The 21,166-nt window shown below is 68.5% G+C and carries 20 protein-coding genes and 1 tRNA gene; 13 read left to right on the top strand and 8 right to left on the bottom strand.

Annotated elements, in window-relative coordinates; translation table 11 throughout:
* Positions 1 to 51: 51 nt before the first annotated feature.
* Positions 52 to 684 carry a LysE family translocator gene (locus C5B97_RS03845; protein WP_104310821.1) on the top strand — a complete coding sequence of 211 codons (633 nt, stop codon included), beginning with the start codon at positions 52 to 54 and terminating at the stop codon, positions 682 to 684.
* Here the strand turns inward: C5B97_RS03845 and C5B97_RS03840 are convergent.
* Positions 681 to 1,739 (bottom strand): ECF transporter S component, encoded by a 1,059-nt coding sequence (locus C5B97_RS03840; RefSeq protein ID WP_146080710.1) that lies wholly within the window; start codon positions 1,737 to 1,739, stop codon positions 681 to 683. The genes C5B97_RS03845 and C5B97_RS03840 overlap by 4 nt on opposite strands.
* A 190-nt stretch (positions 1,740 to 1,929) precedes the next feature.
* Here C5B97_RS03840 and nucS point away from each other — a divergent pair, with 190 nt between their 5' ends.
* The 4 genes from nucS (at position 1,930) to C5B97_RS03820 (ending at position 5,208) form a co-directional block, all read left to right on the top strand.
* Positions 1,930 to 2,625, top strand: coding sequence for an endonuclease NucS (gene nucS, locus C5B97_RS03835; RefSeq protein WP_104310819.1), 696 nt, complete (start codon positions 1,930 to 1,932; stop codon positions 2,623 to 2,625).
* 69 nt (positions 2,626 to 2,694) lie between these two features.
* Positions 2,695 to 3,462 (top strand): HAD hydrolase-like protein, encoded by a 768-nt coding sequence (locus C5B97_RS03830; protein WP_258067925.1) that lies wholly within the window; start codon positions 2,695 to 2,697, stop codon positions 3,460 to 3,462.
* Positions 3,463 to 3,511: 49 nt separating this feature from the next.
* On the top strand, positions 3,512 to 3,994 hold the full coding sequence (locus tag C5B97_RS03825) for a DUF3224 domain-containing protein (protein WP_104310817.1): 483 nt from the start codon (positions 3,512 to 3,514) through the stop codon (positions 3,992 to 3,994).
* Between the two features lie 17 nt (positions 3,995 to 4,011).
* Positions 4,012 to 5,208: an ATP-binding protein gene (locus tag C5B97_RS03820; RefSeq protein WP_211891225.1), complete on the top strand. Its 1,197-nt coding sequence runs from the start codon at positions 4,012 to 4,014 to the stop codon at positions 5,206 to 5,208.
* A gap of 29 nt (positions 5,209 to 5,237) precedes the next feature.
* Here C5B97_RS03820 and C5B97_RS03815 read toward each other — a convergent pair whose 3' ends face one another.
* From C5B97_RS03815 to C5B97_RS03800, 4 genes are all read right to left on the bottom strand, one after another.
* Entirely contained in the window at positions 5,238 to 5,936 is a 699-nt protein-coding gene (locus C5B97_RS03815; protein WP_104310816.1) for a GNAT family N-acetyltransferase, read from the bottom strand.
* Between the two features lie 111 nt (positions 5,937 to 6,047).
* Positions 6,048 to 6,512, bottom strand: coding sequence for a peroxiredoxin (locus C5B97_RS03810; protein ID WP_104310815.1), 465 nt, complete (start codon positions 6,510 to 6,512; stop codon positions 6,048 to 6,050).
* 148 nt (positions 6,513 to 6,660) lie between these two features.
* Entirely contained in the window at positions 6,661 to 7,599 is a 939-nt protein-coding gene (locus C5B97_RS03805; protein ID WP_244296191.1) for a CoA ester lyase, read from the bottom strand.
* 70 nt (positions 7,600 to 7,669) lie between these two features.
* Positions 7,670 to 8,332 (bottom strand): hypothetical protein, encoded by a 663-nt coding sequence (locus C5B97_RS03800; protein ID WP_104310814.1) that lies wholly within the window; start codon positions 8,330 to 8,332, stop codon positions 7,670 to 7,672.
* Between the two features lie 94 nt (positions 8,333 to 8,426).
* Between C5B97_RS03800 and C5B97_RS03795 the strand changes: the two genes are divergently transcribed.
* Positions 8,427 to 9,356 carry an N-acetylglucosamine kinase gene (locus C5B97_RS03795; protein WP_104310813.1) on the top strand — a complete coding sequence of 310 codons (930 nt, stop codon included), beginning with the start codon at positions 8,427 to 8,429 and terminating at the stop codon, positions 9,354 to 9,356.
* 30 nt (positions 9,357 to 9,386) lie between these two features.
* Here C5B97_RS03795 and C5B97_RS03790 read toward each other — a convergent pair whose 3' ends face one another.
* Complete coding sequence (locus C5B97_RS03790; RefSeq protein WP_104310812.1) at positions 9,387 to 10,307, bottom strand: aldose 1-epimerase family protein; 921 nt, start codon at positions 10,305 to 10,307, stop codon at positions 9,387 to 9,389.
* Between the two features lie 99 nt (positions 10,308 to 10,406).
* Between C5B97_RS03790 and C5B97_RS03785 the strand changes: the two genes are divergently transcribed.
* A complete protein-coding gene (locus C5B97_RS03785) occupies positions 10,407 to 11,684 on the top strand; it encodes an alpha-amylase family glycosyl hydrolase (protein WP_104310811.1) in 1,278 nt (425 codons plus the stop codon).
* Between the two features lie 174 nt (positions 11,685 to 11,858).
* Here C5B97_RS03785 and C5B97_RS03780 read toward each other — a convergent pair whose 3' ends face one another.
* Positions 11,859 to 13,340, bottom strand: coding sequence for an MFS transporter (locus C5B97_RS03780; protein WP_258067920.1), 1,482 nt, complete (start codon positions 13,338 to 13,340; stop codon positions 11,859 to 11,861).
* A gap of 233 nt (positions 13,341 to 13,573) precedes the next feature.
* A tRNA-Leu gene (locus C5B97_RS03775) sits at positions 13,574 to 13,658 on the bottom strand.
* Between the two features lie 234 nt (positions 13,659 to 13,892).
* Here C5B97_RS03775 and C5B97_RS03770 point away from each other — a divergent pair.
* From C5B97_RS03770 to C5B97_RS03745, 6 genes are read left to right on the top strand one after another with little or no spacing between them, the layout of a single operon-like run.
* Entirely contained in the window at positions 13,893 to 14,603 is a 711-nt protein-coding gene (locus C5B97_RS03770) for a DUF3662 and FHA domain-containing protein (RefSeq protein WP_104254452.1), read from the top strand.
* Entirely contained in the window at positions 14,600 to 15,178 is a 579-nt protein-coding gene (locus C5B97_RS03765) for an FHA domain-containing protein (protein ID WP_104310810.1), read from the top strand. The genes C5B97_RS03770 and C5B97_RS03765 overlap by 4 nt, the downstream gene beginning before the upstream one ends.
* Before the next feature lie 2 nt (positions 15,179 to 15,180).
* Positions 15,181 to 16,431: a Stp1/IreP family PP2C-type Ser/Thr phosphatase gene (locus tag C5B97_RS03760; protein WP_181026895.1), complete on the top strand. Its 1,251-nt coding sequence runs from the start codon at positions 15,181 to 15,183 to the stop codon at positions 16,429 to 16,431.
* Positions 16,415 to 17,824 carry an FtsW/RodA/SpoVE family cell cycle protein gene (locus C5B97_RS03755; protein WP_104310809.1) on the top strand — a complete coding sequence of 470 codons (1,410 nt, stop codon included), beginning with the start codon at positions 16,415 to 16,417 and terminating at the stop codon, positions 17,822 to 17,824. The genes C5B97_RS03760 and C5B97_RS03755 overlap by 17 nt, the downstream gene beginning before the upstream one ends.
* Positions 17,821 to 19,281, top strand: a complete 1,461-nt coding sequence (locus C5B97_RS03750; protein ID WP_104310808.1) for a penicillin-binding protein 2 — start codon at positions 17,821 to 17,823, stop codon at positions 19,279 to 19,281. Before C5B97_RS03755 ends, C5B97_RS03750 begins: the two co-directional genes overlap by 4 nt.
* Positions 19,278 to 21,068 (top strand): protein kinase, encoded by a 1,791-nt coding sequence (locus tag C5B97_RS03745; RefSeq protein ID WP_104310807.1) that lies wholly within the window; start codon positions 19,278 to 19,280, stop codon positions 21,066 to 21,068. Before C5B97_RS03750 ends, C5B97_RS03745 begins: the two co-directional genes overlap by 4 nt.
* Positions 21,069 to 21,166: the final 98 nt, after the last annotated feature.

Below are 21,166 nucleotides of genomic sequence, written 5' to 3'. Positions count from 1 at the left end.
ACAGCGCGAGAAGTGCTCGCGCGCCGCTGCGACGGGCGCTAGGTTCGCGTCATGGTCCCGTTCGAAAGCCTGCTCGCCTTCGCTGTCGCGTCGGTGCTGCTCATCCTGATCCCGGGACCGAGCGTGCTCTTCGTCATCGGGAGGTCGATCGCGCTCGGTCGCCGTGCGGGCGTGCTGAGCGTGGTCGGCAACGCGATCGGCATGATCCCGGCGGTCCTTGCCGTGGCCCTCGGCGTGGGGGCGCTTGTCGCGTCGTCGGTGCTCGCGTTCACGATCATCAAGATCGTCGGCGCCGTCTACCTCGTGTGGCTCGGTGTGCAGGCGATCCGGAACCGCAACGCGCATCTGACCGCGGAGGCTCCCCGACCCGCGAGCGCCGTCAGGCTCCTCCGGCAGGGCTTCATCGTCGGCAGCACGAACCCCAAGACGATCGCGTTCTTCGTGGCGGTGCTGCCGCAGTTCGTGTCGCCGGGCGCCGGTCCGGCCTGGACGCAGCTCCTCGAGCTCGGCCTCTGCTTCCTGCTGCTCGCCCTCATCTTCGACGGCACGTGGGCGCTCACCGCCGGAACGGCCCGCGCGTGGTTCGCGAAGTCGCCGAAGCGCATCTCGGGCATGTCCGCAACGGGCGGGGCCATGATGATCGGGCTCGGCGGGGTGCTCGCCCTGTCGGGAGCGAAGAGCTAGGCCGCGCCCTCCGGCGCGTCTGCGAGCGGTCGGCGCAATCGGTCGCCGATCCCGGGGATCACCCACCGTGCAGCGATCGACGAGACGGCGACGAGTGCGACGAATCCCGTGATGAGCTTGTCGGCCAGCGAGTTGACGAGGTTCGACCCCAGCACGGCGAGGCCCTGGGGCTGCCCCAGCATCTGCAGCGTCCAGACGATGCTCTCCCCGGCATGGCCCACTCCGCCGTGGAAGAGGCTGAGCAGGATCGGAACCGCGACCGCAGAGCACGACAGTGCGACGAGGATCGTCAGGATGAAGTAGCGAGGGAGCGTCGACGCCATGCCGAAGCGGCGCGCCCCGTAACCCCAGACGAGAGCGCCGACGAGGTTCACGAGCGAGAACCAGATCGAGTGGGGTCCGCTGAGCCACACACCGCCGGTGTTGGTGACGATCGCGACGACCACGCCAGCCCACGGGCCGACGACGATGGCCGTGACCGCTGTCCCGATCATGTCGAAGAACAGGGGCAGGCGCAGGAAGTTGACGATGAGATGGCCGGCGAGGTTCAGCAGGATGCTCGCCGAGATGACGAGGATGATCTGCCGCGGCCCGAGCTGTCGGCGCGTGCGCGCGTCGCTGGAGGTCTGCGTGCCAGGTGCGGTGCCCACGGCCAGGGGCCGTCCGCTCAGCTGCTCGCCTGCCGGCTGGGACTCCTCGGCCTCGGCCGGGACGGCATCCGAACCCTCCGCTCTCGTCCCCTGCACCGCCAGTTCGGCGTGTGCCGACGGGATGGCGCTGCCAGCCCTGGCGACCCACTCGGGGATCGTCGCTGGCGGGGCACCCAGCACTTCCACGATCTCGCCGATGAGTCGCGCGTCGAGCCGAGATCTGCCGGGTCGGAAGGCCTCGAACACCGTGGTCCGGGCTGGACCCGACGCATCGGAGCCAGCGCTGCGACGGTTGGCCTGGATGCGCGAGGCGATCTCCGCGAAGGGCCTGCTGCCCGACTCGGCTCGCAGTCGGCGGAGGTCCGCGACGACCGCATCGCAGGTCTCACGATCTGCATCCGCCACGATGAACCTCCCCGCCCAGGCTGAGGGCTGCCTGCCGATCATCACCGTATCAGCGCCGGAAAGCCGGATATCGCGGCTCGGCGTCGGCCGGCTTCTTGGTCCGTCGGCGCCTGGATGCCGTCACTCCGGTCCCTGCCGGACACCGGCGCGCGCGGCCGTCCGTCGCGTCTCGAACGATTACCCTCGACGGGTGCGTCTTGTCATTGCGAACTGCAGCGTCGATTACATCGGCCGCCTCACCGCCCACCTGCCCATGGCCCCTCGCGTGCTCATGTGCAAAGCCGACGGCAGCCTCCTCGTGCACTCCGACGGGGGCAGCTACAAGCCGTTGAACTGGATGAGCGCGCCCTGTTCGATCGTCGAAGAGGCACCGGATGCGACCCAGGCCGACGCCGGCGTCACGGCGCTCTGGCGGGTCACGCAGACGAAGACCGGCGACCAGCTGCTCGTCACGATCGGCGAGGTCTTCAGCGACCATTCGCACGATCTCGGCAAGGACCCGGGGCTCGAGAAGGACGGCGTCGAGGCGCACCTGCAGAAGCTGCTCGCCGACCAGATCGAACTGCTCGGTGAGGGGCACGCGCTTGTGCGCCGCGAGTACATGACGGCCATCGGTCCCGTCGACATCCTCGCGCGTGACGAGACCGGCGCATCCGTGGCCGTGGAGATCAAGCGACGCGGTGGCATCGACGGCGTCGAGCAGCTCACGCGCTACCTCGAGCTCATGAATCGCGACCCGCTGCTCGCCCCCGTCTCCGGTGTGTTCGCGGCGCAGGAGATCGCCCCGCAGGCCCGCACGCTGGCTGAGGACCGCGGCCTCCGCTGCGTCATCCTCGACTACGACGAGATGCGCGGCGTCGACCCACGCCACATGCGCCTGTTCTGACGGGCCACCCCGACCGTTCAGCTGTCTGTCGCCTTGCGCTCGGGCGCTCCTCACTACACTGGCTCGGACATGACGCACACAAGCTCCACTGAAATGACCGGTCCGGTCCCCACCGCACCCCAGTCGACCGAGGTCGTCCAGCCGGCAGAGACGCCGGGAACGCGACGGGTCGACCTCGAGCGCGGAACCGGCATCGCCCCCTACACGGCTGTCCTCTGGGACCTCGACGGCACCATCAGCGACTCGGCACCCGGCATCCTCAACAGCCTGCGCGCCGTGCTCTCCAGCTACGGCCTCCCGATTCCCGGAGACGCCGAGCTGCTGAAGCACGTCGGCCCGCCCATCCACGAGACGTTCGCCGCCTACGGGCTCGACCCGATCGAGGCCACAGAGCGCTACCGCACCATCTACCGCGAGTCGGATTCGTTCATCGGCGACCCGTACCCGGGTGTCCTGCAGGTCATCCGCGACGTGCACGCGGCGGGCATCCCGCAGTCGACGGCGACGAGCAAGCCGGAGAGCTCCGCGGCGGTCATCCTGGAAAGCTACGGCGTCGCCGACCAGTTCCTCACGATCACGGGAGCCTCGGACGACGAGGTGCGCTCGGCGAAGGCCGACGTCATCGAAGAGGCGCTCAGGCGGCTCGACGTCGCGGGCGTCGACCTCAGCAACGTGCTCATGATCGGCGACCGCTTCTACGACGTCCAGGGGTCAGCGGAGCACGGCGTGCCCGCCGTCTACGTGTCCTGGGGGTACGGACGCCTGGGTGAGGAAGCGGGCTCCGTGGCGGTCGCCGATTCGGCCGAGCGGCTTCGCACCTTCCTCGCTCTCGACTGACCCCCGCGGCTCCCGCCGCTTTGTCGGTGCTGCGTCGTATCCTCATGGCATGCGCGTAGAGAGCTCTTTCACGATCGAAGCCTGGGATGCGAACGGCCGTGCCGTCGGCATCGAGACCGCAGCCCCGCTCGGGGGTGCGTTCATCGTCCGTGCCATCTCGGGGGGTGACATCGAGGGGCGCAGCGAAGTGCTCTTCGCGGGTGCCTTCAACGAGAAGCACGGGTCCGGCACCTACGTCGCGATCGACGCCTTCGAGGGCACGATCGCCGGCAAGTCGGGCACGCTCGCCTTCTGGCACGCGAACACGGTCGCGAGGGGCCGTCCGGCCGCAGGCGGCGGGCTGCTCCACATCGTGCCCGACTCGGGCACCGGAGAGCTGGCGGGTGTGAGCGGCACCGGCGAGATCATCGCCCGCGGTGACGACCACACGCTCGTGCTCGAGATCCGGTTCGACGACACCGACGAGGTCGAGATCGACGGCGAGGTGTTCGCGGGCGAAGTCGAGGCGGGCACGTCCGAGCCCTCGGCCTGACCGGAAGTCGCGGTCCGGTGCCGAAGCAAGCGGGAGGAGCATCCGCGCCCCCGAACCCGTTCACGCCGTCCTTCGGGGTCACGCCACCGCTGCTCGTCGGGCGGTCTGCGATGCTGGCCTCCTTCGAGGCGGCGATCGACGGCACTCCCGGGGAGGTGGGGCGGGCGACCCTCGTCACCGGTCTGCGCGGGGTGGGCAAGACCGTCATGCTCAACGCGCTCGAGGACATCGCCGTGTCGCGCGGCTGGCTCGTCATCTCCGAGACGGCCACCAAGGGACTCGCGGAACGCATCACCACCGAGGCCCTCCCGAAGTTGCTCGCCGAGCACGACCCGCGGGCCAGCAAGCGGCGCATCACAGGAGTCACGCTGCCGATGAGCTCCGGCGGGTTCATCTCGACCGTCGAAGACCGGCACAGGCCAGTCGCCAATCTGCGATCGCAGCTGACGGCACTCACGGGCCTCCTCGCGCCGAACGGCACCGGCGTCCTCATCACGGTCGACGAGATCCACCGAGGTGCCATCGACGACCTCCGCGAGATCACGACGGTGGTGCAGCATGCCTTCCGCGAAGGCCTTGACGTGGCCTTCGTCGGGGCTGGCCTCAAGCCGAACATCAACGAGCTTCGCAGCGACCGGATGCTCACGTTCCTCCGCCGCGCGCACGTTCAGGAGCTCGGGCAGCTCAGCTACGAGGCCTCAGCACGAGCGCTCTCGGAACCCATCGTCGGCGGGGGTCGCAGCATCGACGACGAGGCGCTCGACTACGCCGTGCGGGGCACGCAGGGGTACCCGTTCCTCGTGCAGTTCATCGGCTCGAAGTCGTGGCAGGAGGCCGGCGGCGCCGAGCGCATCGACCTTCAGCACACGCGTCGCGCTGTCCGCCTCGCGCGGCAGGCGATGGGCCAGTACATCTACGAGCCGACGCTCGCGGCCCTGTCCGTCGGCGACCGCACCTACCTCGCCGCGATGGCGAGCGACGACGGTCCATCGCTCTCGAGCGAGATCCGCCAGCGGATGCGCGCGAAGGCAGGCTACGTCGGCGTGTACCGGCAGCGTCTCATCAACGCCGGCATCATCGAACCGGCGGGTTACGGCCGTGTGCAGTTCACGACGCCGTACCTGCGCGAATACCTGCGCGAGCATGTGGTGAGCGAGGCGATCGCGCTCCCCCAGGGCCGCGCGTTCCCACCCCCGCCTGCCGACGACGAGTAGCGAGGCCGAAGGGCTCAGCCCAGGGCCGCTCAGGGAACGCGCACGCCCGTGAACGGGGTGGCGCGGCGCAGCTCGAAGCCGAGCTTCTCGTAGGCGGTGATGGCGCCCGTGTTGCTGGCCGCGGCGTGCATGAGGGCCTGGTCGCCGCGTTCCTGGATGTGGAAGGCCACGTCGAGCACGAGGCGGGAGGCGAGGCCCTGGCGTCGGTAGTCGGCGTCCGTGGCGACGGCGCTGATCTCAGTCCATCCAGCCGGGTGGAGCCGCTCACCCGCCATGGCGACGAGCTTCCCGTCGCGGCGGATGCCGATGTAGCGCCCCATCACGTACGTGCGCGGGAGGAACGGCCCTGGCTGATTCCGCTCGACGAGCGCAAGCATGTCGTCGGCGTCGTCGGCGCCGAGTTCCACGACCTCGTCATCCGGACTGGTCTGCAGGCGCGGCGTCTGCACGAGCTGCACGCCTTCACCGCGCCAGGTCTGCGCCCATCCGGCCGGAACCTCGGGGTCTGCGTGCGAGATCGCGAGCTCGGCCCCCGAGCCCAGGAGCTCGGCGATCGCGTCCCACACGCCCGGCTCCTCCCAGGAGCGCACGCCGAGGAACGGCGACACGTCCGCCGGGTATCGCTTGACGAGGTCGCCGCCGATCGCGAGGTGCGCGTGCGCGCCGGTCAGCGAGTGCCAGGCGGGGTTGTCGAGCACAGAGGTGGAGGCGATGGCGGTGTCGGTCATGTGGTCCTCGAGACGGTGGATGTGTCTCCGATTGTCACGCACGCGAGGGCCACCCCCGCGCGGCGTGACCGACCGTTACGGCTGGTTGCCCCGCTGTGTCGTCCTCCGTCGTCAGACGCCGAGCTGCGAGCGAAGCGCCTGCACGTGCCCATCGGGGTCGACGTCGTAGGCCACGTACGACAGCTTGCCCGCTGCGTCGACGATGAAGCTCGAGCGGATCACGCCGGTGCCCGCGATGCCGGCGACGGGACGCTCGCCCCACGCGCCCCACTCCATCGCGGTCGCCCCGGAATCGCTGAGCAGCGAGTACGGAACCTGCTGCTCCTCGCCGAAGATCGCGAGTTCTCGCGGCTGGTCCAGTGAGATGCCGAGCACGGTGACGCCAGCGCCGCTCAGGGCGTCGAAGTTGTCACGGAAGTCGCACGCCTGCTGCGTGCACTTGGTCGTGCCCGCCTTCGGGTAGAAGTAGACGACGACGGGCGACCCGGTGAGGTCACTGAGCCGGATGATCTCGCCGTGCTGGTCGGTGAGCGCAAAGTCGGGGGCGCTGTCGCCGACGCTGAGAGTGGTGACCAAGATTGCTCCTCGCTCGGGAATCTGACGTGCCGACTCTAGCGAGCGCGCATCCACACTCTCCTGGGAACAGCGAACGGGCCGCCACCCCACCGGCGAACGAGGGGCAGGCGGCCCGCAGGCCTTCGGTCGAGCTGTCGGTCGGGTGCGACTAGACCTCGACGGTGATGCCGAAGGCCTCGGCGAGGCGCAGGATCTTGCGCGCGCGGCCGAGGCGGGGCAGGTCGCTGCCGTCACGGACGACGCCGCCAGCAGCGTCGAAGTCCGCGAGGAACTCGCGGGCCCAGAGGATGTCGCTCGTCTGCGGGCAGATGACCTCGTTGACGACGGCGGTCTGCTCGAGGCGGAGGCAGAGCTTGCCGGTCATGCCGTGCTCGAGCGTCCACTCGGACTCGTTGCGCAGGACGCGGAGGCTCTCATCGGTGGTCGGTCCGTCGACGGGGCCGGGCAGGCCTGCCGCCTTGGACGAGACGGTGAGGCGCGAGCGGGCGTAGGCCATGGCCTCGCGGGTCGCCCACATGCCGGTGTCGCGACGGAAGTCACCGCTGCCGAAGGCAAGGCGGAAGGCACCGTCGGCGCGGGCGATGTTCGTGGCTTCCTCGAGTCCGAGTGCCGATTCGATGAGCGGCACGACGGGAATGCGCGCGCCGAGGCGCTGGTACGTGTTGACGACCTGCTCGGCCTGCTCGGTCTTGGCGAGCACGACCCCGAGGAGTCCGGGGACGCCCGCGAGCTCGTCGACGTCGTCGGCCCAGAAGTCGGAGAGGGTGTCGTTGATGCGAACCCAGGCGGAGTTGCCGGCCTTGAGCCAGGAGATGACATCGGCGCGTGCGGCGGCCTTGTGCTTCGGGTCGACGGCATCTTCGATGTCGAGGATGACGACGTCGGCGCGGGACTCCGCTGCGGCATCGAACGCTTCCGGCCTGGATGCCGGGACGAGCAGCCAGGACCTGGCATCCGCCGGCGGCACGACGTGACCGGCTGTTGACTTGGGGTGGGGGCTCGCTGGAACGTTCAGAACTCTCGCCTCATTCATCGACTGGATGCACGGGCCGGCTCGACCACGCACGGCCGCGTTTTCCGCAGCCAAGGTGTGAGCTTAGTACGACGAAACGCGCTGTCCTTCTGCGGACCCCTACAAGAACTTGCCCGGATGCTGATCAGTAGGAGTACGGAATCAGCCCGAAGAGGAAGTAGAAGATCGCTGGGACGATCATGACGACACCCAGGACGGAGCCCACCGAAGCTGGCATGTTGCGCCATCCGCTGGCACGCAACGCGAGCACTCCGAAGACGATGGCTGCGGCCGCGCTCAGGATCTGCAGGATGGTCAGCACCGGGTTCAGGACTGCGTAGATCTCAAAGCTCCCGGTCCGCGCGACGGCGCTCATGATGAAGGAGAGCAGAGTCGTGAGGAGCCACCCGCCGAGCGCACTCGCGAGGGAGATCATGCCGAAGCGATTGGTCGCGAATGAGAGCTCTTCGCGGAGCGTCGAGAAGGTGAGCACCCGACGCGGTGGGGTGTTCCCGGGCTGCGAGTAGTCCCCGGGCTGCGAGTAGGCCCCTGGCTCCTGGTAGGCGCCCGGCTGCTGGTACTCCCCGCCTGCCGGCTGCTGGTAGCCGGCGGGCTGTTGGGCTTGCTGCCCGTACGCCTGCTGCTGCCCCTGAGCCGCCTGGCCGAACCCGTTGTAGGCGGAAGGTGGGCCGCTTGGCGGCGTTCCATAGTCGGGGGTGCCCTGCCCGGCATTCGCCGCGAAGTTCTGCGGCGAGTTCGGCTGGCCGTCCGGTCGCTGCTGCCCGTTCCACTGGCTCGGTGTCGTCATGCCATCACCCTAAGACTCTTGGCGTGCTTCCGGCTCGGGCACCTCTCCCCGGAGTGGGAGGGCGTTGTCGCCTGACTGCAATACGATTCGGTACATGACGACGACGTTCTCCCCAGCGCCCGTTCTTGCCATCGATGCCGGTCAGAGCGGCATCCGCTCGCAGATCGACGCGGGCGAGGTGCGCTCCTTCGCCGCGATCCGCACCGACCTGCCGCTGGCGCCGCAGCTCGCCAGCGTCGTCGAGCAGTCGCTGCGGGAGTCCGGCCTGACGGGCGTGACGGTGTCTGGCGGCGTGTCCGGTGTGACGCACGCGCAGACCGTCGCGGATGAGCTCGCCCTGCTGGTGGAGCCGTTCGGGGTCGCGAGGGTGTTCATCGCGCACGACTCGATCTCGGCGTTCCTTGGGGCGCTCGGTTCTGAGCTGGGCGCGGTCGTGGCGGCTGGCACCGGCGTGGTCACGCTGGCCGTTGGGGAAGAGCGGCTCGCGCAGGTGGATGGCTGGGGCTACCTCGTCGGTGATGCCGGCTCCGGCTACTGGATCGGCCGTGCGGCACTGGATGCGGTCATGCGCGCGTTCGACGGTCGCGGCCCCGAGACGGCACTGACCGAGGTCGTGCTGGCTCACCACCCTGATCTCCCCAGCATGTACGTGTCGCTGCAGACCAACGAGGGGAAGGTGCGGCACATCGCCTCGTTCGCGAGGTCGGTGGGCGACCTCGCGGAGACGGATGCGGTCGCCGCCGAGATCCTCGCGGCTGCTGGCTCGCAGCTCGCGGCCTCGGTCGCTGCCGGGCTCGCGCGCGTCGGCCTGCCGGGGTCGCGTGACGAGGTGCAGGTCCGCGCGATCGGCAACGTGTTCTCGTCGCCGCACGTGGCGGCGGCGTTCCGCAGCTCGCTGCTCGAGCGCGTCCCTCAGGCTCGCGTGGCGGTGGGCGAGAGCCACCCGCTCGACGGTGCGGCGATGCTCCCCCACCTCGAGCAGGACCACGCTCTCATCGCGTCGATCGGGGTCGTGACGCTCTAGCGTCCTGACGCTGGCGTTCCTCGGGGCTCTCTAGATCGCGAAGATCCGCTGCGACGTCTCGAGCTTCTCGCCTGGTTCGAGCCAGGCGAGGTCGAGGCCCGAGTTGAAGGCGTCTGGCGCACAGGTCATGGGCTCGACCGCGACGGCCTTGCGGTCCCAGTCGATGCCGGGCTGGTCGCTCGTGAAGACCTGCACCCACGGCGCATCCGTGCCCCAGGTCATGCCGACCCCCGTGCCGTCAGCGGTGGTGAGGGTCACCGTGGCGGTGGTGCTGTCGCCGAAGACGTCGGTGAAGGCGTGGTCGATCTCCATCTCGCCGATGCGTCGCGCCTCGCGGTAGTCGAACGCCCCGGCGACTTCCTCGACGGAGACGACGGAGCCGGGGAGCAGGCGCGCGCCGTGCGCGTGCATGAGCTTCTGCGCCGGCGACTGCAGAGTCCAGTCGTCGATCTGCCCTTCGCCTGCGACGAGGTAGGAGTGGGTGGATGCGCCAGCCGGGGCGGTTCCGGCGCCCACGTTGCGCAGCTCGATGGTGGTCGTGAGGCCGTCCTCGCCGAGCTGGTACCTCGTGCGGACCTCGACGCGGAACGGGTAGCCGGTCTGCGGCTCGATCGTGGCGGCGAGGAGCACGAAGTCGGTGCCGACGTCTTCCGGCTGGAAGTCGAGCCAGAGGGCGAGCCCGTGGAGCGCGTGCCCGCGCTTCGGCTCGGAGAGCGGGAGCTGCAACTCCTGGCCGTCGATGCGGTAGCGGCCGTCGATGATGCGGTTCGGCCACGGTGCGAGCGTCGCCCCCTTGTACGCCGGCCGCACTTCGTCCATGTCGAAGCCGTGCACGAGGTGCCTGCCGTGGTGCGTGAGCTCGCGCAGTGTCGCCCCGATGCTGGAGATCGACGCCTCGTATCCGCCGTGGGAGAGGAAGTAGGAGGAGCCTGAGCGCGGGGTGATCGACATCGGTGGGGACTCCTCGGTGCTGTCAGGGGAAGGACGAATGGCAGTCTTTCACGCCGACTCGGATCCGGCGCTCTCAGCCCGCGTCACTAGCCTGGGGAGATGACCTCAGCTCCTCAGCCCTGGCCGCAGACCGCTCTCTGGTGGCATGTGTACCCACTCGGGTTCGTGGGCGCGGACACGACCGGCGGTGATCTGCCTGGATCCGTTGAGCATCGCCTCGACCGCATCACCGCCTGGCTCGACGAGCTTGTCGGCCTCGGGCTCAACGGCCTGCTCCTCGGTCCCGTCTTCGCATCGCAGACCCACGGCTACGACACGGTCGACCACCTGCGCATCGACCCTCGGCTCGGCGACGACGCCGACTTCGACGCGCTCATCGCCGCCTGCCGCGAACGCGGCATCCGCGTGCTCCTCGACGGCGTCTTCAATCACGTGGGCCGCGACCACCCCTGGTGGCGCGAGGCGGTCGAGGCCGGGCCGGATTCCGCCGCGGCTGCCAGGTTCGCGAGAGGGTCGGATGCGCGCGAGGTGGACGGCCTCGCCGTGGACGTGTTCGAGGGTCACGACGCGCTTGTCGTGCTGAACCATCAGCATCCCGAGGTCATCGAGTACGTCTCGGGCGCCATGGCGCACTGGCTGGAGCGAGGCGCCGACGGGTGGCGACTCGACGCCGCCTACGCCGTGAGTCCGCTCTTCTGGCGCGCGACCATCGACCCGCTGCGTGAGCGGTTCCCCGACGCATGGTTCGTGGGCGAGGTCATCCACGGCGACTACGACGGGTACGTCGCCGACTCGGGGCTCGACTCGGTCACGCAGTACGAGCTGTGGAAGGCGCTGCGCTCTTCCGTGCAGGAGCAGAACCTCTTCGAGCTCGACTGGTCGCTGCAACGCCATAACGACTTCACGGCGCATTTCCTGCCGATGACCTTCCTCGGCAACCACGATGTGACGCGCATCGCGAGTGCCATCGACGACGAGCGCAACCATGCCGCCGCCATCGCCATGCTCTTCTTCTTCCCCGGCACCCCCAGCGTGTACGCGGGTGACGAGCGCGGGCTCGAAGCGGTCAAGGAGGAGCGCGCGGGTGGGGACGATGCCATCCGTCCGGAGTTCCCGGCCGACCCCAGCCAGTGGCCCGAGAACCCCTACTCCCAGGCTCACCGCGACGCGATCGCGTTCCGGCGCCAGCACCCGTGGCTCGCGACGGCGAGGATCCGCACGGAGGACCTCTCGAACACGGCGGCGCTCTTCGTCGCCGAGGGCGACGACGGTGAACTCGCGAGGCTCGCGGTGAACCTCGGCGACGACGCTGTGCAGCTGGGAGGCCGGGAGGTCGGCGGCCACGGCTTCGAGCGGTGGAGCGACGCCGGCGAGTGACCGCGGCCGGCTACGCAGCTCAGGCCTGCGTTCAGCCGAATGGCTGACCAACTTCAGTGCAATTTCCTACCTCGGGCGCGTGTTCTGCGCCAGAACGCCGGATATTGCACTGATGTTGGTCAGCCGCGAGCGCAACACCCCTGGGCCTCGCCCCGTGCAGCTGCCTCGGCTGCCTCAGTGCATCGAGACGAGCGCGTCCTGCTCCGAGGCCTCCTGGTGCACGAGCGGGCGGTCCTTCGTGCCCCTGATCATGAAGCCGGCGATGAGCGCTGCGAGGAGCATGGCGCCCGCCGCGGCCAGGAAGACGGCCGAGTAGCCGTTCGTGAAGGCCTGCAGCTGGGGTTCGCCTGCTTCGAGACCCGCGGCGACCGCGTTCGCGTAGAAGACGGTGAAGACCGAGAGGCCGATCGACCCGCCGATCTGCATGGTGGAGTTGACCGTCGCCGCCGCTGCGCCGGCGTCGTGCGGCTCGACACCCGTGAGTGCGAGGTTCTGCAGAGGAACGAAGATCATGGCGAGGCCGATGCCGAGCAGCACGAGTCCGGGCAGGATGTGCGTGACGTAGCCGCCGTCGACGGTCACGCCGGAGAGCAGCAGGAGTCCGCCGGCGACGATGATCGGGCCGACGATCATGAACGGACGCGGGCCGAACTTCGGGAGCAGGCGTGCGCAGACGGGAACGCACGCGAGGATGACCACCGTCATGGCGACGTTGGCGAGACCGGCGACGAGCGGCTCCATGCCCATGACGATCTGCAGGTGCAGTGCGAGGTACATGGTCGCCCCGATGAGCACGCTGCCGATGACAGCCTGGATCAGGAACGCTCCGCCGCGCACCCGGTCGAGCACGACCCGGAGCGGGAGCAGCGGCTGGGCGACCCGAGTCTCGATCCAGACGAAGGCGGCGAGCAGCACGACCCCGAGCGCGAGGAAGCCGATGGTGCCGAGCGAACCCCAGCCCTCTTCCGCGAGGCTGAACCCGTAGACGAGCGAGCCGAGGCCGAGTGACACGGTGAGCGTGCCCCACAGGTCGTAGGTGTTGTCGCCCTCTGCCTTGCTCTCCTTGAGCACGATGAGCGCGCCGATGACACCGGCGATGACGAAGAAGACGTTGACCAGCAGGCACCAGCGCCAGCTGGCGAACTCGGTGAGCGCCCCGCCGAGGACGAGTCCGACCGCTGCGCCGCTTCCGCCGATGGCGCCGAAGACCGCAAATGCGGTGGTTCGGTCTTTGCCTGACGGGAAGCTGACCGTGAGCAGGGCGAGCGCGGCTGGAGCGAGGAGTGCGGCGAACAGCCCCTGCAGGCCGCGAGCCAGGATGAGGTCGAAGGCGTTCTGCGCGAAGCCGCCGTAGACGGAGGCGGCGCCGAAGCCGATCATGCCGACGAGGAAGGCGCGCTTGCGCCCCCAGTAGTCGGCGATGCGGCCGCCAAGGAGGAGGAGCGCCCCGAAGACGAGCGCGTAGGCCGTGACGACCCACTGGCGCTGCACGTCGGTGAGGCCGAGATCGAGCTGCGCCTGCGGCAGCGCGATCGTGACGATCGTGCCGTCGAGGACGACGACGAGCTGGGTGAGGGCGAGCACCGCGAGTGCCCACCACTTGGAGATGGTGCGTGGCGCGGATGCGCGGGTGACGGAAGACGCGTCAAGAGACAAGAAAACCCTCCAGGTTCTCAGAAAGCGAGTGCTGGAGGTTTCAAGCCTCGGACCGAGGACGTCGCCGCCTCGACCTACCCGAGCGGCGACGCTCGACAGATCGGCAACTGTAGCAAGTCCTGCGAGCGCACATAAGCGCAGACGCGTCGCGTCGCCATGAGAACGACAGAACCCCCGGAACCGAAGTTCCGGGGGTTCTGTATTCCAGATGCAGGTGACCTGCTCTGGGACTCTGGTGCGCGAGGGGGGACTTGAACCCCCACACCCGAAGGCACACGGACCTGAACCGTGCGCGTCTGCCAATTCCGCCACTCGCGCCAACCTCCGAGAGATTACCAGACACTTCCCCCGACTGCGAAACCGACGCGTGGATGCACGCCCGAGGACCCCCAGAAAATCGCGACCCGGACCGAACGGCCCGGCCACCGAACGCCCATTGGCAACCCACAGGAAGGCACCTGAAGTCGGACATCCAGCCCAGTGCCGTTAGCATGAAACAGATTCGCGCCACCCGGTGCGGGCTGCGGCGTGCCCTTGAGAACCAGGAGTCAAGTGGGAATCCTCGACAGATTTGAGCGTGGGCTCGAGCGTGTCTTCAACGGTGCGTTCGCGAAGACCTTCCGCTCTGGGCTCCAGCCCGTCGAGATCAGCGCTGCGCTGAAACGCGAGATGGACACCAGGGCGTCGGTCGTCACGCGCGACCGCGTGCTCGTCCCCAATCGCTTCAACGTGCAGATGTCGCAGGTCGACTACACGCGCATCTCGCAGATCGCCGGCATCCAGGATGAGCTCATGCGCGTCGTCGAACAGCATGCGGCGAAGCAGGGCTACCAGTTCTCCGGCGGGCTCAGCATCAAGTTCCTCGAGAATGACTCGCTCTCCGAGGGGCGTATCGAAGTCGATTCGCGCAGCGTCCAGGGGCAGGTCGCCTGGGCGCCGATCCTCGACGTCGATGGGGAGCGCATCCACGTGGGCATCGGCTCGACCGTCATCGGTCGAGGCTCGGAGGCTGACATCACGATCGCCGACACGGGCGCCTCCCGCAAGCATGCGGAAGTCGTGTGGGACGGCAAGCGCGCGGGCATCCGCGATCTCGGCTCGACGAATGGCACGAAGGTCAACGGCCGATCGATCTCGCAGGCGGGTCTCGAGCCTGATTCGACGATCCAGATCGGTCGTCACCGTATTGTGTTCCGGGTGATCCCCCAGGCCGACCCGAGTGACGACACCGGGTACCTCCCTCGACAGGGAGGCAGAACATGACCAGTGAACTGACCCTCCTGGTCCTCCGCCTCGCTTTCCTCGCGGCGCTCTGGATCTTCGTCTTCTCCGTCATCTACTCGCTCCGCAGCGACCTCTTCGGTACGCGCTCCTCCGCGTACAAGCAGGCCATGGAGAAGTCGCGCCAACAGGTCTTCGCTTCGGCAGACAGCGACAGCGCGCCTGCCCCGGCGGCACCGGCTCCCGTCCGATCACAGGCGCCCAGCGACCCGACCGAGGCAGTCCAGCGCCCGTCGACTCCGGTGCCGAGCGCATCCGCACGCTCTGAGCGGCCGAGCAAGCTCGTCATCACCTCTGGCCCGAAGCGAGGCACCGAGCTCACCCTCCGCAGCGAGCCGCTCTCGATCGGCCGCTCAGGCGACTCCGACCTCGTCATCCAGGACGACTACAGCTCGACGCACCACGCGCGCCTCCTGCTCTGGAACGACGCATGGATGGTGCAGGACCTCGACTCCACGAACGGCACGTACGTGAACGGCAAGCGAGTCTCGCAGCCGACCCACGTTCCCATCGGCACCCCTGTCCGCATCGGGACGACGACGTTCGAGCTGCGATAGGCATGCTGGTCATCGCGCGCGCCGGCGCCGTGTCACACGTCGGCAAGGTCAGGAGCAACAACCAGGACTCCGGGTTCGTCGGAACCCACCTGTTCGTCGTGGCTGACGGCATGGGCGGACATGCGGGCGGCGACGTCGCGAGCGCGATCGCCGTCAAGCACTTCGCCGAGAACGACGAGCAGTACGCCGGCACCGACGACGCGCAGCAGGCCATGACGGAGATGCTGCTCGATGCGAACTCGCTCATCGCGGGGGCGGTCGAGGAGCACAGCGAGCTTCGCGGCATGGGCACGACGGTGAGCGCCCTGAGCCTCGTCGGCGAGTCCCTGGTGCTCGCCCACATCGGCGACTCGCGGGTGTACCGCTTCCGCGACGGTTCCCTCGTGCAGATGACGGTCGACCACACGTTCGTGCAGCGACTCGTGGATGCTGGCCGCATCACGCCGGAAGAGGCGCTCACGCATCCGAGACGCTCGGTGCTCATGCGTGTGCTCGGTGACGTCGAGACGCGACCCGATGTCGACACCGAGGTGTTCGACATCCAGGAGGGCGACCGCTGGCTGCTCTGCTCCGACGGCCTCTCCAGCTACGTCGATGAGTCGCAGATCGAGCGGACGCTGGCTCGCATGGACGAGTCGAGCCGCGAGATCAGCGATGACCTCGTGCAGCTGGCGCTCGACAACGGGGCGCCGGACAACGTGACGGTCGTGCTGCTGGAGATCGGCACGGCGCCGCTCGAGCCGATGAAGACGCGTGTCGTCGGCTCGGCCGCGAACCCGCTGCGCTACTCCGCGAACCTGCAGAAGCGCAGCAACCAGATCATCCCGTCGATCCTGCACCCGCTGCGGCGTCCCGCGCCTCGCCCGCAGGACGAGGAGTTCGTGCCCTTCAGCGACGAGGCACTCCAGGAGCTGATCGCCGAGGACAAGCGGCGCAAGCGCGTCCGGCAGTTCTCGTGGCTTGCCGCGTCCATCGTCTTCATCGCAGCAGTCGCCGGCGCGGGCCTCTTCGCCTACAACTGGACGCAGCAGCAGTACTACGTCGGCGAGAACGTCGGCTATGTGGCCATCTACCAGGGCGTGCAGCAGGGCATCGGGCCGATCACGCTGCACGAGCTGACCGAGACGACCGACATCAAGATCTCCTCACTGCCCGAGTACCAGCAGTCGCAGGTCGACAGAACGATCAGCGCCGGTGACCGCGAGGCGGCCAACGAGATCGTGGAACGGCTTCGAGATGCCGTCCCTGAGTAGCCCGTTCCGGAGCGGGGCCCGCGAGCAGGCGCCCGTCGTGCCTGGCGCGCCCCGCAAGACCGGCCAGGGGCTCCGCAACATGGAGCTCGGCCTGCTGGTCTTCGCCTTCATCATCAACTTCTCCGCGCTGCTGCTCGTGCAGCTGGGCGTCCGCGGCACCTTCGACTTCAACGTCGTGACGCTCTCAGCCATCATCGGGGCGCTCACTCTCGGCGTGAACATCGTGCTGCGCTTCCGTGCGCCTGGCGCCGACCCCTTCATCCTGCCCATCGCGGCGGTGCTCAACGGCCTCGGCATCGCGATGATCTACCGGATCGATCTCAGCAACCCCAACCTCGATGGCGTCTTCTGGACTCCGTCGACGCAGCAGATCGTGCTGACGATGCTGGCCGTCGGCGTCGCCATCGCCGTGCTCATCGCCCTGAAGAACCACCGGGTCCTGCAGCGCTACACGTACGTGTTCATGGCCGTGGCCATCGTGCTGCTCCTGCTGCCGCTCATCCCCGGCCTCGGGCGCACCGACGTGGCGGCGCGCGTGTGGATCAGCATCGCCGGCTTCTCGTTCCAGCCCGGCGAGATCGCGAAGATCGCCCTGGCGATCTTCTTCGCCGGCTACCTCGTGACGGCCCGCGACTCGCTCTCCGTCGTCGGCAAGAAGTTCCTGTGGATGCGCTTCCCCCGCATCCGGGACCTCGGCCCGATCCTCGTCGTCTGGGCCGTCTGCATGGGCGTGCTCGTCTTCCAGCGTGACCTCGGCACCTCGCTGCTCTACTTCGGCCTGTTCCTCGTCATGGTCTTCGTCTCGACCGGGCGTCTGTCGTGGGTGCTCATCGGCCTCGGCCTCTTCATCGGCGGCGCGCTCATCGCGGCCAACACGCTCGGCTACGTCGAGTTCCGAGTGCACGCCTGGCTCGACCCGTTCGACCAGGAGATGTACGACGCCGACGGCGGCAGCTTCCAGCTCGTGACGGGCCTCTTCGGTCTCGGGGCCGGCGGCCTCATCGGCAAGGGCCTCGGCTCCGGCAGCCCGGGCACGACCCCCCTCGCCTCCAGCGACTTCATCATCGCGGCCATCGGCGAGGAGCTCGGCATGGCCGGCATCTTCGTCGTGCTGCTGCTCTTCGTGATCTTCGTGGCTCGCGGGTTCCGCATCGGCCAGCAGGGCGTCGACGACTTCGGCCGCCTGCTCGCGACCGGCCTCGCGTTCACGATCGCCCTGCAGGTGTTCGTCGTCGCGGGTGGCGTGATGCGCGTCATCCCGCTGACGGGCCTCACGATGCCGTTCATGGCGGCCGGCGGCTCGAGCCTCCTCGCCAACTGGATCATCGTCGCCATCCTGCTGAGACTGAGCGACACCGTGCGTAACGTGCCGACGGAGGCGATCGACGAATGAGCAAGAACATCCGCCTGGTCGGCGTCCTCGTCATGATCATGTTCATGTCGCTGTTCGTGGCGTCGACCAGCATCCAGGTCTTCCAGGCCGAGACGCTGCGGGACGACCCGCGCAACACCCGCACCCGCGAGGAGAGCTTCGAGATCCAGCGTGGTCCGATCCTCGTCAACGGCACGCCGATCGCGTCCTCGACCCCCGTCGACTCGGAGTACAAGTACCAGCGTCTCTACGAGAACGGGCCGCTCTACGCGTCCGTGACGGGCCATTTCTCCGTCGACGGTGCCTCGACCGGGCTCGAGGGCGCACTCAACCCAGAACTCTCCGGCAACAGCGACACACAGTTCTTCCAGGGCCTCGAACGTCTTTTCACCGGCCAGGACCCTGCTGGCGCAGCCGTCGAGACCACCATCGACCCCGTCGCGCAGCAGACGGCAGCGGATGCACTTGGCGAGCTCAAGGGCGCGGTCGTGGCGACCAATCCGGCGACGGGCGCGATCCTCGCGATGTACTCCACCCCGACCTACGACCCGGCGGCTCTTGCGGGCCATGACGCGACAAGCGTGCTCGAGGCCTACAACGCGCTCCTCGCCGACCCGAACGACCCACTGCAGAACCGGGCCATCGGCGGGGACATGAACCCGCCCGGCTCCGTGTTCAAGCTCGTGGTCGCCGCGGCGGCGCTCGAGGACGGCCTCGCGACCGCCGAGTCGCCGCTGCCCAACCCGGCGACCCTCACGCTCCCCGGCACCAACGTCTCCGTGAACAACCCCTCAGCCGGCGCGAAGTGCGGCAGCGGTGACACGACCAACCTCCGCATCGCGCTCGAGCAGTCCTGCAACGTCCCCTTCGCCCAGCTCGCCATGGACCTCGGGGCCGAGCGCGTGCGCGAGATGGCTGAGGCCTTCGGCTTCAACCACGAGTTCGAGGTGCCGATGACGGCGAGCGCCAGCACGTATCCGACCGCACTCGAAGACGACGCGCAGCTCGCGCTCACCGGCTTCGGCCAGTTCGACGTGCGGGCGACTCCACTCCAGTTCGCAATGATCTCTGCGGCAATCGCCAACGGCGGCGAGGTCATGAACCCTTCGCTTGTGGAGAGCATCCAGACGCCGACGTTCCAGGAGATCCAGGGGCCCGAGATCTCGAGCTTCGGGCGAGCCATCAGCGAGGAGACTGCGGCATCACTCCAGTCGATGATGGAGGGAAGCGTGAACTCGGGCGTCGCCAGTAATGCAAGAATTGACGGGATCAACGTGGCTGGGAAGACAGGGACCGCGGAGAACGGCGAAGGCGAGCCGTACTCGCTGTGGTTCACAGGATTCGCCGAATCAGGCGATACGCAGATCGCGGTCGCGGTAGTGCTCGAAGACGGTGGCGGAATGGGACAGTCTGGGACGGGCAACGGCCTGGCGGCGACGATTGGGCAGCAAGTGATGAAGGCGGTGCTGAGCAGATGAGACCAGCTGCAGGTGTTTCGTTCGGAGACCGGTACAAGCTGAGCTCGCGCATCGCCATCGGCGGTATGGGCGAGGTCTGGGAGGCGACCGATCAGGTGATCGGTCGCACCGTGGCGATCAAGATCCTCAAAGACGAGTACATGGGCGACCCCGGCTTCCTCGAGCGCTTCCGTGCCGAGGCGAGGCACGCCGCTCTGGTGAACCACGAGGGCATCGCCAACGTGTACGACTACGGCGAGGAGAACGGCTCCGCCTACCTCGTCATGGAGCTCGTGCCCGGGGAGGCGCTGTCGACCGTGCTGGAGCGCGAGCGTGTGCTCCCTCCGGACCAGGTCATGGACATCGTGTCGCAGACGGCGCTCGCCCTGCACGCCGCCCACAAGGCCGGCCTCGTGCACCGTGACATCAAGCCCGGAAACCTGCTCATCACCCCCGACCGCCGGGTGAAGATCACCGACTTCGGCATCGCCCGCATCGCCGACCAGGTGCCCCTGACGGCGACCGGTCAGGTCATGGGCACCGTGCAGTACCTCTCGCCCGAGCAGGCTTCGGGTCACGCGGCGAACCCCGCAACCGACATCTACTCGCTCGGCATCGTCGCCTATGAGGCACTCGCCGGGCGGCGTCCGTTCACCGGCGAGTCGCAGGTCGCGATCGCGATGGCCCACATCAACGACGAGCCGCCTGCGCTGCCCGTCACGGTGCCAGAGCCCGTCCGCAACCTGGTCCTCGCCGCGATCGCCAAGAAGCCAGACGACCGCCCGGCATCCGCCGAGGTGTTCGCCAGGGCTGCTCGTGCGCTCCGCGACGGCAACGTGACCCGCGCGGCGCAGGCCGTGCCAGCGGTCCTCGGGCTCACCGCTGCTGACGAGGTCGGCGACGCCACCGCCCCGCTCGACCGCACGGCGGTCATGGATGAGGGTGCGCGCACCACGGTGCTCGGCACCGCCGCGGGCACCACCGAGGTCATGAAGGACGACTTCGACACGCTCATCGGCGGCACGCCCGTCGAGGGCGAGGAACAGCCGGATGCACTCGTCTCTCCTGCCACCGACGAGCGGAAGAAGCCCGCGGCGTGGGTCTGGGTGCTCATCGGCGCCATCGTGCTCTTCGCCGCTGCGCTCGCCTGGTTCGCCGTCGCACTGCTGAACAGCAACGCGCCCGCCGCGACGACGCCTCCGCCGACCACTGCAGAGACGACGGCCGTGGAGACCCCACCGGAAGAGCCGACCCCGACGGTCAGCACCCCGACCACAGTCTCCATCGCGCAGGGTGACTTCATCGGCCTCGACTACGACACCGCCGCTACTCGCATCTCCGAGCTGGGACTGACCCCGGCTCGTGCCGTCGGACCTGTGGCGACGAACCCGGATGACGTCAACACGGTGACCGCGGTCAGCCCGACCGGCACCGTCGACCTCGGTTCGACCGTGACCCTCACGGTCTACGACAGCATGGCGACGCCGAACACGCCGACGACCGCCCCCACGGTCACCGTCAACGCGGCCGGAACGCAGGCCAGCATCAGCTGGCCCTCGTTCCAGTGCCCTCCTGGTCAGAGCCTCTCGAGCTACAACGTCAACGTGTCGGGTGCCGAGTTGCAGTCCGACCCTGGAACCGCGACCACGGCCACGGCCACGGTGAGCGAGGGATCCTCGATCGTCGAGGCCTCGTACAGCGCCACATGCGGCTCGGGGAACACCAGTGCCGATTCACCCACCGGTTCCGCGACGGTCCCGCAGCCTTCGACGCCGGCCACAACGGAGCCCACTCCTACCGGAGAGTAAGAGACGAAGGTCGCTCGCGCTCGGTGGCGCGAGGCAACGAATTCGCTCAACTCCATGCATGCACATGAAACGTGCGGTTCACAGCACCGATGGCACCG

This window comes from Pseudoclavibacter sp. RFBB5 (assembly GCF_002931555.1).
Classification (GTDB): Bacteria; Actinomycetota; Actinomycetes; order Actinomycetales; family Microbacteriaceae; genus Pseudoclavibacter.
This window is presented reverse-complemented; position numbering and strand designations above follow the sequence as displayed.

Excerpts from the sequence above, each read along its gene's own strand:
- C5B97_RS03845 (WP_104310821.1), top strand. The coding sequence starts at position 52 with ATGGTCCCGTTCGAAAGCCTGCTCGCCTTCGCTGTCGCGTCGGTGCTG.
- C5B97_RS03830 (WP_258067925.1), top strand. The coding sequence starts at position 2,695 with ATGACGCACACAAGCTCCACTGAAATGACCGGTCCGGTCCCCACCGCA.
- C5B97_RS03825 (WP_104310817.1), top strand. The coding sequence starts at position 3,512 with ATGCGCGTAGAGAGCTCTTTCACGATCGAAGCCTGGGATGCGAACGGC.
- C5B97_RS03815 (WP_104310816.1), bottom strand. The coding sequence starts at position 5,936 with ATGACCGACACCGCCATCGCCTCCACCTCTGTGCTCGACAACCCCGCC.
- C5B97_RS03800 (WP_104310814.1), bottom strand. The coding sequence starts at position 8,332 with ATGACGACACCGAGCCAGTGGAACGGGCAGCAGCGACCGGACGGCCAG.
- C5B97_RS03795 (WP_104310813.1), top strand. The coding sequence starts at position 8,427 with ATGACGACGACGTTCTCCCCAGCGCCCGTTCTTGCCATCGATGCCGGT.
- C5B97_RS03790 (WP_104310812.1), bottom strand. The coding sequence starts at position 10,307 with ATGTCGATCACCCCGCGCTCAGGCTCCTCCTACTTCCTCTCCCACGGC.
- C5B97_RS03785 (WP_104310811.1), top strand. The coding sequence starts at position 10,407 with ATGACCTCAGCTCCTCAGCCCTGGCCGCAGACCGCTCTCTGGTGGCAT.
- C5B97_RS03765 (WP_104310810.1), top strand. The coding sequence starts at position 14,600 with ATGACCAGTGAACTGACCCTCCTGGTCCTCCGCCTCGCTTTCCTCGCG.
- C5B97_RS03760 (WP_181026895.1), top strand. The coding sequence starts at position 15,181 with ATGCTGGTCATCGCGCGCGCCGGCGCCGTGTCACACGTCGGCAAGGTC.
- C5B97_RS03755 (WP_104310809.1), top strand. The coding sequence starts at position 16,415 with ATGCCGTCCCTGAGTAGCCCGTTCCGGAGCGGGGCCCGCGAGCAGGCG.
- C5B97_RS03750 (WP_104310808.1), top strand. The coding sequence starts at position 17,821 with ATGAGCAAGAACATCCGCCTGGTCGGCGTCCTCGTCATGATCATGTTC.
- C5B97_RS03745 (WP_104310807.1), top strand. The coding sequence starts at position 19,278 with ATGAGACCAGCTGCAGGTGTTTCGTTCGGAGACCGGTACAAGCTGAGC.